The organism is Anabaena sp. CS-542/02, from assembly GCF_028331085.1.
Classification (GTDB): Bacteria; Cyanobacteriota; Cyanobacteriia; order Cyanobacteriales; family Nostocaceae; genus Anabaenopsis; species Anabaenopsis arnoldii.
In genome coordinates this window covers 49,502-60,125 of sequence record NZ_JAQMTM010000040.1, presented here as the reverse complement: position 1 = coordinate 60,125, position 10,624 = coordinate 49,502, and the positions used below count along the sequence as shown (strand labels likewise).

General features: G+C 39.8%; 10 protein-coding genes and 1 pseudogene. 5 read left to right on the top strand and 6 right to left on the bottom strand.

The window, feature by feature from the left end; genetic code table 11:
• Positions 1-207: 207 nt before the first annotated feature.
• A complete protein-coding gene (locus PN447_RS03885) occupies positions 208-1,443 on the top strand; it encodes an LL-diaminopimelate aminotransferase (protein ID WP_271760968.1) in 1,236 nt (411 codons plus the stop codon).
• A 132-nt stretch (positions 1,444-1,575) separates the two neighbouring features.
• On the opposite strand, the gene PN447_RS03880 is transcribed toward PN447_RS03885, so the two are convergent.
• The gene (locus PN447_RS03880) at positions 1,576-2,187 is read right to left on the bottom strand and encodes an RloB family protein (protein ID WP_271760966.1); all 612 of its coding nucleotides are present in this window, start codon (positions 2,185-2,187) and stop codon (positions 1,576-1,578) included.
• Positions 2,180-3,463, bottom strand: coding sequence for an AAA family ATPase (locus PN447_RS03875; RefSeq protein ID WP_271760965.1), 1,284 nt, complete (start codon positions 3,461-3,463; stop codon positions 2,180-2,182). The genes PN447_RS03880 and PN447_RS03875 overlap by 8 nt, the downstream gene beginning before the upstream one ends.
• 299 nt (positions 3,464-3,762) lie before the next feature.
• Between PN447_RS03875 and PN447_RS03870 the strand changes: the two genes are divergently transcribed.
• The 4 genes from PN447_RS03870 to ylqF all read left to right on the top strand — a co-directional run bounded on the left by PN447_RS03870 (position 3,763) and on the right by ylqF (position 8,228).
• A complete protein-coding gene (locus PN447_RS03870; RefSeq protein ID WP_271760964.1) occupies positions 3,763-5,631 on the top strand; it encodes a tetratricopeptide repeat protein in 1,869 nt (622 codons plus the stop codon).
• Between the two features lie 719 nt (positions 5,632-6,350).
• Positions 6,351-6,821 carry a CYTH domain-containing protein gene (locus PN447_RS03865; RefSeq protein WP_271760962.1) on the top strand — a complete coding sequence of 157 codons (471 nt, stop codon included), beginning with the start codon at positions 6,351-6,353 and terminating at the stop codon, positions 6,819-6,821.
• A 93-nt stretch (positions 6,822-6,914) separates the two neighbouring features.
• The gene (locus PN447_RS03860; RefSeq protein ID WP_271760960.1) at positions 6,915-7,289 is read left to right on the top strand and encodes a VOC family protein; all 375 of its coding nucleotides are present in this window, start codon (positions 6,915-6,917) and stop codon (positions 7,287-7,289) included.
• Between the two features lie 54 nt (positions 7,290-7,343).
• Positions 7,344-8,228 (top strand): ribosome biogenesis GTPase YlqF, encoded by an 885-nt coding sequence (ylqF, locus tag PN447_RS03855; RefSeq protein WP_271760958.1) that lies wholly within the window; start codon positions 7,344-7,346, stop codon positions 8,226-8,228.
• A gap of 111 nt (positions 8,229-8,339) precedes the next feature.
• Here ylqF and nifT read toward each other — a convergent pair whose 3' ends face one another.
• The 4 genes and pseudogenes from nifT to PN447_RS03835 all read right to left on the bottom strand — a co-directional run bounded on the left by nifT (position 8,340) and on the right by PN447_RS03835 (position 10,609).
• Complete coding sequence (gene nifT / locus PN447_RS03850) at positions 8,340-8,543, bottom strand: putative nitrogen fixation protein NifT (protein WP_271731339.1); 204 nt, start codon at positions 8,541-8,543, stop codon at positions 8,340-8,342.
• Positions 8,488-8,806: pseudogene (locus PN447_RS03845) on the bottom strand (nitrogen fixation protein NifZ). The gene nifT and the pseudogene PN447_RS03845 overlap by 56 nt, the downstream one beginning before the upstream one ends.
• Entirely contained in the window at positions 8,796-9,926 is a 1,131-nt protein-coding gene (gene nifV / locus PN447_RS03840) for a homocitrate synthase (RefSeq protein ID WP_271760956.1), read from the bottom strand. The pseudogene PN447_RS03845 and the gene nifV overlap by 11 nt, the downstream one beginning before the upstream one ends.
• Positions 9,927-10,411: 485 nt before the next feature.
• Positions 10,412-10,609 (bottom strand): DUF2949 domain-containing protein, encoded by a 198-nt coding sequence (locus tag PN447_RS03835; RefSeq protein ID WP_271760954.1) that lies wholly within the window; start codon positions 10,607-10,609, stop codon positions 10,412-10,414.
• Between the last annotated feature and the right edge of the window lie 15 nt (positions 10,610-10,624).

The window sequence follows — 10,624 nt, the reverse complement described above, 5'->3', positions numbered from 1 at the left end:
TCAATGGACAGGGATTTAAACGCAGCAATTAACTTATCGAGGTTGGCTAAACCTTGAAAGCTTACTGAGGGATAACCGCTCCCATGCTCCCATTGAAGTAAGAAATAAATGTCTAGACTTGTCTAGGATTTATATAGCAGATTTTGGCGCAGCTTTACAAAAAAACAGATAAGCTATTTTAGCTAGGCTGATTGTTTAAACTTTACTATGGCAACAATTAACGACAACTATCTGAAGCTCAAAGCTGGTTACTTGTTTCCCGAAATTGCTCGGCGGGTGAATACCTTTGCTCAAGCAAATCCTGATGCGAAAATTATCCGCTTGGGTATTGGTGATGTTACTGAACCTCTACCAGAAGCCTGTCGCACGGCTATGATCGCAGCTGTCGCAGAAATGGGTGATCGCACTACTTTTAAAGGCTATGGCCCAGAACAAGGTTATGCTTGGCTGCGAGAAAAGATTGCCTCTCAAGATTTTCAAGCCAGAGGGGCTGATATAGATGCCTCAGAAATCTTTATCTCTGATGGTTCTAAGTGCGATACAGGCAACATTCTCGACATTTTTGGCAAAAATAACATTATTGCAGTTACAGACCCTGTATACCCCGTCTATGTGGACACTAATGTTATGGCTGGTAATACCGGGGAAGCTAATGATCAAGGGGAATTTGCGGGTTTAGTGTATCTGCCGATTTCGGCTGAAAATAACTTCACAGCTGAGATTCCCTCCCAGAAAGTCGATTTAATTTATCTGTGTTTCCCCAACAATCCTACTGGCGCAACTGCGACTAAGGAACATCTCCAAGCATGGGTAGACTATGCGAGAGCCCATAACTCGATTATTTTCTTTGATGCTGCTTACGAAGCTTATATCACTGATCCGACCATTCCTCACTCAATATATGAAATTGAAGGCGCAAGGGAATGTGCTATTGAGTTTCGTTCTTTCTCTAAGAATGCAGGTTTTACAGGAACCCGTTGCGCTTTAACTGTTGTACCCAAGACCCTAACCGCCAAAGCTGCTGATGGTTCTGATGTGGAATTGTGGAAGTTGTGGAACCGTCGCCAATCCACTAAGTTTAATGGGGTTTCCTACATCATCCAACGGGGTGCTGAAGCTGTATACTCTCAAGCAGGACAAGCACAGATTCAGGCATTGGTAAGTTTTTACCTAGAAAATGCCAAAATTATTCGTGAGCAACTTTCTGGCGCAGGTTTGGCTGTATATGGTGGGGTAAATGCTCCTTATGTTTGGGTGAAGACCCCCAATGATTTATCTAGTTGGGACTTTTTTGATAAGCTGCTACAGACTGTAAATGTGGTGGGTACCCCTGGTTCTGGTTTTGGTGCTGCGGGTGAGGGTTATTTCCGCATTTCGGCTTTTAATAGTCGGGAAAATGTGGAGGAAGCTATGAAGCGTATTACTCAGAAGTTTAAGCTGTAAAAGTTTGTGGTGGGCAATGCCCACCCCAGATCAAATATGATCAGGTTAACATTAATAATATGGGGTTAAATATTTGAATATATTATATTAGGCAAACTTCCAGGTTTAAGTTTAGCGTTAAATGCTGACGCTTTATGGAATGAATTGGTTTAATTCTTTAACTAGAAGATGTACTGTTGTAGAAGGATTATCACTTTCTGGTTGGGGTGGATTATATTGTTTGAGAAGATTTTCAGCATTTTTAATGGCAGTACTTTGTAAATCTTCTATTTGTTCATAAATTTTATTACTGTTTTTCTTATATTGTTGTTTCAGGTGCGTTTTTAATTTCTTAATATAATCTTCTCTGGTAATTCCGGTATCAAGAAATTCAAAATGTAAAACATACCATAATTCAAAAGCTTCATTAGAATAAGCAACGTTAAATCGTTCTCTTTTAGCATTTGCTATTGCATTGTTAAAATCTTCCTTTGGCGAATCATATCGGTCAAATACACACCAAACTTGGTCATATTCTCCTTTATTTTGAGTATTCAATTCTTTCGCTTTTTCTACCAGTTTACTTGGATTATAGCCGAATCCTTGCACATCAATTACATCTTTCGGAACACGAAAAGATTTAAAGTAGTTTGGTTCAGTTTCTTTACCTTCACAGACAATTAAAAATTTTTGTCGTAATTTCCGTGTTCCAACTCTTCTCTCAGAATAACCACGAGATGAGGGTTCCATCTTTTTTTTAGCCATTATTATCATCCCAGATTTGGCTCAAGTTACCAATAAAGGGAATAGCGCCATATTTACCTTTAATGTAGTCACTTTCAAATGAAGCGTCATTCTTAATTTTATATTCCACTAAGGAATATAAATCTGTAGCGCCATATTTATTTTTTTCTGTAAACCAAATTTGATCCCTACGAAATAGTTTGTTATTCAGAAGGTTGGTATCATGAGTCATAAATATCAATTGTGCATTCTTATAATTGGTTTCTTGAGAGTTAAACATTTCCACAATTGCTTTACTCATCAAAGGATGAAGTCTTGCATCAAATTCATCAAATATTAAAGTATTACCTTTTTTAAGGGTATCTATTAAAAGTCCCGCTATAGAAAATATTTTTTTCGTTCCTTCCGATTCTTGATTGTCTAAATAAAATGACTCCAGAGATATAAAATTACCTTGAGGATCAAATTTTTTATGCATGGTCATTATAGTTTGTGATGTTGCTTTTACAGTTCCGCTCTTAAGTTCTTTTAATAGTTCTTCTGGTATTAACAAAGGGTTAAGTGTAATCTCTCTTTCTGTAACCCTGATGTCTCTGATATCTAAATCTAGATTTTTGATTAATTGAATAATTTCTTCTCTATTATCATGACCCGGTTCTAAAAACTTAACTGTGTAACTTAAATAACTATTTAACCCGGAAATTATTTGTATTTTTGTGGTGAGCCAATCTAGTATTTTCTTAGCTATTTCAACATTAAATTGAGCAGCTACTGATATAAATAGTGCATTTTCTCTAGTTTTTGATTGAACGTCTTCTCCTTGAAAATTTTTAGATATATTGAACTCTTGATCCTTGCGTTCAAAAAGTCGAGTTTGTCTTTTTTTAGGTACATAAAATAACCATTCTGAAACAATATTTTTTTCAGTTGCTTTAAAACAATATCGATAGGTTTTATCATCTAAAATAAATACCATCTCAAATAAAGATGGTTGGGTCTGAGTTTCGGTACTAAGTGCAAATGGTTCCACATTTATTGGTTCCGTACTCTGAGTTTCTTTAGAGGAGTTAATCATAAACCATTTCATAAAGTTGATGGCTTTTGCTAGATTACTTTTACCGCTAGCATTAGCACCATAAATGGCAGCACTTTTAAGTAATGTCAGTTTATCATCTACAACAAAAGTATTGTGTTCATCAGTTTTTGTGTCTTGGGCGACAATATTAGCCGCCTTCATGCTAAAGGTGACTTTATCTTTAAATGATCTGTAATTACCAATACTAAACTCTATGAGCATAGTCAATTTTTATTGCTAAAGGACATATAGCCTTTTTCAGGCTCATGAAGTACACACCAATTCCCTATTCCCTGTTCCCTGTTCCCTGTTCCCTGTTCCCTCAAACTAAAAAAAAATGTACCTCACGAGCATGGTAAATGCTATATTTGTGATTTTTTCACAAATATCTAGTTTAAACATAACGGTGATTGAGGCGAGGGAGTATAAATACTCTGGTGCAAGTCAGCATGAATAAATTGATGTGAAAGTACCTCTAGATTACAATGAGTGACGGGAGCGTAATCACCCAGAGAAATGAGATGAATGCTGACGAGTTGTTCCAAGAGGGATTCAATAAACATTTGCAAGGTGACTATCTAGAAGCCTTAGCAGATTATACTCAAGTTATTGCGGCTCGGCCAGGCCAGGCCGAGGCGTACTATAATAGGGGTCTGATTCTCAGCAGTCAACTCAAAGATTATTATGGGGCGATCGCCGACTTTAATCAAGTTATAGAAATTAATCCAAACCTGTCCGCAGCATATTACAATCGTGGTAATGCCCTTTACTTCCTAGGGGATTATCAGGGGTCTATTGCCGATTTTGAGCAAGCTATAGAAATTGACCCAAATTTTGCGGGGTCATACCACGGTCGGGGTAATGCCTACCTTGGGTTACAAAATTATAACCAAGCGATCGCGGATTATCAACAAGCGATAGAAAAAAATCCTGACTTAGCTACTGATATCCACTTTGATGTTGCTAAGGCTTTACATAATCGGGGTGTAGAGCGTTGTCATCGCAGTGATTATCAAGGAGCGCTTGCCGATTTGCAGCAAGCTTTACAATGGTATCCTGATTTTGCTGCCGCTCACATCGCTAGAGGTAATATCTACTATATTTTAGGGAAGTATGCTGAAGCGATCGCTGACCATGAGCGGGCTTTACAAATAGATGCCAATTTGGCTGTAGCTTATCATAATCGAGGTAATGCCCGCTATGCCCTGGGAGAAAATCAGGCCGCGATAGAGGATTACAATCGGGCTTTGAAAATTGACTCTGGCTTTGCTGAAGCTTACTACAATCGGGGTCTTGTGTATTCTCGCCTGGAAGATTTTACGCAGGCAATTGCTGACTTTAACCAAGCACTGAAGTTGAACCCTGATGATGTGCAAGCATACACTGAACTGGGTTTGATTAGAGAAACTTTAAGAGATTACCGCCAAGCCCTGGAGGACTATAGCCAAGCACTGCAAAAAAACCCGACTCTAGCTTTAGTATACGGTTTGCGCGCGAATGTACGTCGCCTTGTGGGAGATTTTCAAGGAGCCGTTGATGATAGTAATCGACTTATACAACTTGAGCCGCATTTGGCCACAGGGTACTACCATCGTGCTGCAACTTTGTCTAGTTGGGGAGATTATCAAGGAGCTATTGATGATTATACCACGGCATTAAAGATTACTCCTGATTTAGTTGCAGCTTATTATGGTCGAGGTATTGCTCACCATAATTTGGAATATTTCTTCGCCGCAGTTGCAGATAATACTCAAGCCATAGAGTTACTTCCTAACTTTTCCCAAGCTTACTGTAATCGGGGTAATGCTTATCGTCTTTTAGGCGAGGAAGATAAGGCCATAGCAGATTATAATCAAGCATTAGAAATCAATCCCGATTTGATAGAAGCTTACTACAATCGAGCCTCTGTGTGTTACAAGCTCCAAGACTATGAGAGTGCAGCTGCAGACTACACCAATAGCTTGCGTGGCGCAGCCATAGCACTTAAAAGGGATCCTCTATCTGCTTTTTACCGCGATCTGCTTGCACATGCGCTTCGCTATCGCGCCAATGCTCGCTATGCTCTGGAGGACTATCAAGGAGCAATAGAAGATTATAGTCAAGTTATTTCTATGGAGTCTAGTATAGTGGAAGACTGGTACAATCGAGGTCGCGCCCTTTCTATGTTGGGAGACCTAACCGCTGGGTTGGCTGATTTAAACCAAGCTTTAGAACGTCAACCTTATTGGGCTTCAGCTTATATGCTCAGAGCTGATATCCGGCGTCGTCTACAAGACTATGAAGGTGCAGTTGGGGATTTTCAAAAATGTGCTGATATCTATTATCAAGAAGGAAATATGGAGTATTATCAACCAATTCTCGAAGCGATCGCACAGCTTGAGTGTCTCTAATCTTCGTATAAAACTTCTATGCAGCACCTCCACATTTTTGTTACCAGATATTTAGAAAATAACTGTACGAAATTGTATAGTTTTATGTTTCTTTTTCTCAAATTATGTTAATGTGACCGGTAATACTGTTGCCTAAACAATAATTTTGCTAGAGTATATTCAAGGCTTTGTGGAATCTTCTCTTCGTAAACTTCCTGTGCTTGTAGAAATTACGATTAACTTACCGACCTAAGATTATGCACTGCTTCACCTATCGCTTGTTTGTAGGTTTGAAGGCTGCTATCTTCTCTCTGCCTATTTCCCTAAGAAACAATAGTACTAAACACCTACCTGAGTGTAAATTTATGATGTATGACACTGGACTTAACTTAGACCGTGGATCTGGACGCATTGCCACGGGTTACTAAATTCGCCTTCATTAAATGAAGTATTCCCTCATTTGAGTGATTACTGAAATATTCATGGAGGAAATTAAGACGTAGATAGCTTGGGTAGCGAACCTGTCGCTAATCCTTTATTCTGGATATTATACCATAATCCAGAACTTGGCCAAGCTATCGCCATAAAATACTATTACCCCCAGGTCATTTAGTTGATGACCTGTTATTTTCTCTTAAATTTCTGTGAATAGACACCAAAGCCCGAAATATTATAAAATTTCTACAGTTGAATATTAAAAATATTCGAGATATTTAGTAAAAACAGCATATTGTAACAAAATGGCTCAAGAAATAGAGCGTAAATATTTGCTCCAAGGGGATAGTTGGCGCGAATTATCCATAGGAAGTGTATATTGTCAAGGATATATTGCGACAAAAAATCAAGTTACTGTACGTGTGCGTATAGTAGGACAACAAGGTTATTTAACGATTAAAGGCCCTAGTGTTGAATGCTCAAGGTTAGAGTTTGAGTATCCCATCCCTGTGGAAGATGCTCAAGAAATGCTGAATACATTGTGTGAACAGCCTTGGATTGAAAAGATTAGATACAAAGTAGAATGGGGAGGGTTGACATGGGAAATAGACGAGTTTGATGGTTTAAACAAAGGGCTAATTCTAGCAGAAGTTGAACTCAAGGATGCAAATCAAGAAATTGAACTACCGCCTTGGATTGGGGAAGAAGTATCTCACGATCACAGATATTTTAACAGCTATTTGGTTAAACACCCATTTTCACAATGGTTAAGATAGCTTCGTGGTGGGTGTCACGGACGTAATAAATATTACTAATTATAGTACACTGAAATTGTCCAAGTTTGTTTAGCCGGATGTTTTGAAGAAAATATGGTTTTTGCATATACCCAAGCCCTGGTGACTATAGCATCTGTTAACTGGGAAAAATTAGTTAATTTCTATACTCAGCTACTTGAGGCACAACCATCTTCTCTCATCCCCAGTATCTATGCAGAGTTTCAACTTCCGGGGTTAACATTGGGTATTTTTCAACCTGACAAGAACCACACATGGGAATTTGCCACCTCAGCTAAGAGTAAGATCAGTTTATGTTTAGAAGTGAGTAATTTAGAAGCAGCGATCGCTCACCTGACAAACTTAGGCTACCCACCCCCCGGTAAAATCTCCACACCTTCCCATGGGAGAGAAATTTATGCTTATGACCCCGATGGCAATCGCTTAATTTTACATCAAAAATACACCTGATCCATCGCTTTTGTACAAAAGAGTGCTATAATCACTACCTATTGGCCATTAATTATGTCTTTAACTCAAAACTATAAATTAAACCTGATCCAATGGTATCCAGGTCATATTGCTAAGGCGGAAAAGCAGCTCAAAGAACAGCTGACCCGGGTAGATGTGGTGTTGGAAGTACGAGACGCGCGGATTCCTTTAGCAACACACCACCCCCAAATAGATGAATGGGTGGGGGATAAGGCGCGGATATTGGTATTAAACCGATTAGATATGATTTCCCCCCAAGTGCGATCGCTTTGGGTAGATTGGTTTAAACATCAAGGTCAAGTTGCCTATTTTACCAATGCTAAACAAGGTCAAGGTGTGGTGGCGATCGCCAAGGCCGCCCAAGCAGCAGGGGTAAAACTCAATCAAAGAAGACGCGATCGCGGGATGTTACCTCGTCCAGTGCGAGCAGTAGTGATTGGATTTCCCAACGTCGGGAAATCAGCCTTAATTAACCGTCTTTTAGGAAAGCGAGTGGTAGAAAGTGCTGCGCGTCCAGGGGTCACTCGCTCCTTACGCTGGGTGAGAATTTCTGAACACTTAGAATTACTAGATGCTCCCGGGGTTATTCCCTTAAAAATGGGAAATCAAGAAGCGGCCACAAAGTTAGCAATTTGTGATGACATTGGTCAAGCATCTTATGATAATCAACTAGTAGCATCTACTTTGATCGACTTACTCAACCAACTCCAAGAGACAGCAGGAAACTTATTACCACCCTCACCCTTATATACCCGCTACCAACTTGACCCGGTGCTGTACACAGGCGAAAGCTATTTACACGCCTTAGCAGAACATCGTTATCAAGGGGACGTAGAACGCACAGCTAGACATCTGTTAACAGATTTTCGTAAGGGCTTATTGGGTACAATCCCCTTAGAATTACCACGTAATTTGTAACATGGTAAAACTCTTGTGCCGCGGGCATCTTGCCCGCTATTATTGTACCTCACAAGAGATGAATATGCTACAGTGAGTTGTGCGCCGGAGCCTCCCCAGGCGATCACCGTTTTAAGCCAGGCGTTTAGCTTCCACAGTTAGCGGTAAACTAGCCGCATCTGGTAATTGAGCAAATTCTAATTCCCAGCCATTGGCTAAAGTGAGAACTATCCCATCATTACCATCTGTTTGTTTAACTACTTCTTCCTCAAGGTCTTTTTTAGCAACGTAAGCAACTAAATGGCCTGCATCGTTCATCCGTAGCATTACTTTCATGAGTTCTCCTCAACCGATTCTAGTTCTCTTTTCCGACAACCGACAACGAACCCCGTCTCTAGAAAATGCACCGCATAAATATAGGAAGTTTGTAGATAAGTACCTATACTCGCTATGTAGCCAATATCCCCTATATTACCTAAAACAGCCCCGATTTCTTGACCGGGAAATGTACCATCGTTTTTGATTAGTTTACGAAGTCTGACTTTTTGACCAATTTCAAAAACAGGCGGTAAGTTTAGTTCTAATTCATCACGTTGCATGAGAGTACCTCTGTTCTCTTACCAAGCTCAAAAGTTCTTCTACAGTCAGATTGCGTTTTTGCTTAATTGACTGCTGGCGAACTGCATCCAATACAGACTGGGTTTCCTCCGGGTCAAGAAAAATGTCGTTTTGCTGTAACAAACTATTAATGTGATGTCTACCAGAATGCTTACCCACTACCAAACGCCTTTCCCAACCTACCTCTTCCGGTGCGAATGGTTCGTAGGTGAGGGGGTTTTGCAATACGCCGTGAGCATGAATTCCCGACTCATGAGCGAAGGTATTTTCGCCCACAATTGCTTTCCAGGGTGGAACATGAGAATTGGATGCTGAAGCAACCAGTTGTGATAGTTCCAACAAACGGCGAGTATCAACACCCAAATTAATGCCGTAAATGCGTTTAATGGACATGACCACTTCTTCTAAAGCTGCATTTCCCGCCCTTTCCCCTACGCCGTTAACCGTGGTATTTACAGATGTAGCTCCAGCTTTGATACCAGCTAGGGCGTTAGCAGTGGCCAAGCCAAAATCATTATGAGTGTGAATTTCTACAGGAATGGACAAAGCCGAAACCAATTGTTTAACTTTGGCGTAGGTGCTGAAGGGGTCGAGAACGCCCACAGTATCGCAGAAGCGAAAACGTGACGCGCCCCATTCTTGGGCATTAAGTGCTACATCTAACAGGAAGTTGGGGTCAGCTCTAGAAGAATCTTCACCGCCTACTGCTACCCAAAGACCTTTATCTACTGCAAAGCTGATACAGTCTTTGAGTTTTTGTAAACTTACCCGCCATTGACCATGAAATTTAGCAGCGATTTGGATTCCAGAAACCGGAATAGCAATATGTACTCGCTGTAAACCACAGGTCATGGAGGCTTTGATATCTGAAATTACAGCCCGGTTCCAGCCCAGAAGCCTGGCTTGCAAACCTAACTGGGAAATTGCTATAATGGCGTGTGTCTCTGCATCTCCCATGGCTGGAATTCCCACTTCTAACTCGGGAATACCAATGGCGTCAAGAAATTTGGCGATCGCGACTTTTTCTTCAAAAGTGAAAGCAACACCTGCTGCTTGTTCACCATCACGTAATGTAGTGTCATTAATTAAGATTTCATTCATCTCAAACATCCCTCTTAGGAACCATTCTTAATATTCCTTGTGTTTTGGCAGCTTATTTCCCTGAAAAGTTTAGTAAATGCCTAATGCAAATGCTGATACCCGGCGTGGCGTAACCATAGGATGAATGGTAAATGCTATAAACTATCAGATTTAATATTTCATCTTCATGATTATTAAATCATAACTAAATTAACACATGATATCTGTATGACATAAAACCAAATATAGGTATATTTTAGAATTATTTTCACTATTGCTAAATCATCTATTTTGTAATAGCGATTAATTTATAGTCATCCTATTTGACTTGAGAAATTATCAGTGAGGAAAGGGAACAGGGAACAGGGAACAGGGAACAGAAATTGTTCATGAATCATTTAGGATTGCTTTATTTAACTATTAGTAAATTAGAGCATAAAGCTGAGAAAAATAATCATTTGGTCAGTTAGCTGAGGTCAACCGATGAAAATTAGAGATGACATCTGTTAACGATGGTTATCTAGCCAATCTAGAATCTGCTCTAATTGCTCTAAGTTAACCAGTCCATATTGCCACAGGAGCATTGGTAACGGACCATTATCAAACTGACGGTGTCGTAAGGCTACAGCAATATCTGCATTTGTCAGTTCTATCTCCTGATGTAAAAAGTTGATGAATTTTCTTTCATTGTTACAGGTAGTCATAAGTTGATAGGAAAA

Excerpts from the sequence above, each read along its gene's own strand:
- PN447_RS03860 (WP_271760960.1), top strand. The coding sequence starts at position 6,915 with ATGGTTTTTGCATATACCCAAGCCCTGGTGACTATAGCATCTGTTAAC.
- nifT (WP_271731339.1), bottom strand. The coding sequence starts at position 8,543 with ATGAAAGTAATGCTACGGATGAACGATGCAGGCCATTTAGTTGCTTAC.
- PN447_RS03880 (WP_271760966.1), bottom strand. The coding sequence starts at position 2,187 with ATGGCTAAAAAAAAGATGGAACCCTCATCTCGTGGTTATTCTGAGAGA.
- ylqF (WP_271760958.1), top strand. The coding sequence starts at position 7,344 with ATGTCTTTAACTCAAAACTATAAATTAAACCTGATCCAATGGTATCCA.
- PN447_RS03875 (WP_271760965.1), bottom strand. The coding sequence starts at position 3,463 with ATGCTCATAGAGTTTAGTATTGGTAATTACAGATCATTTAAAGATAAA.
- PN447_RS03885 (WP_271760968.1), top strand. The coding sequence starts at position 208 with ATGGCAACAATTAACGACAACTATCTGAAGCTCAAAGCTGGTTACTTG.
- nifV (WP_271760956.1), bottom strand. The coding sequence starts at position 9,926 with ATGAATGAAATCTTAATTAATGACACTACATTACGTGATGGTGAACAA.
- PN447_RS03870 (WP_271760964.1), top strand. The coding sequence starts at position 3,763 with ATGAATGCTGACGAGTTGTTCCAAGAGGGATTCAATAAACATTTGCAA.
- PN447_RS03865 (WP_271760962.1), top strand. The coding sequence starts at position 6,351 with ATGGCTCAAGAAATAGAGCGTAAATATTTGCTCCAAGGGGATAGTTGG.
- PN447_RS03835 (WP_271760954.1), bottom strand. The coding sequence starts at position 10,609 with ATGACTACCTGTAACAATGAAAGAAAATTCATCAACTTTTTACATCAG.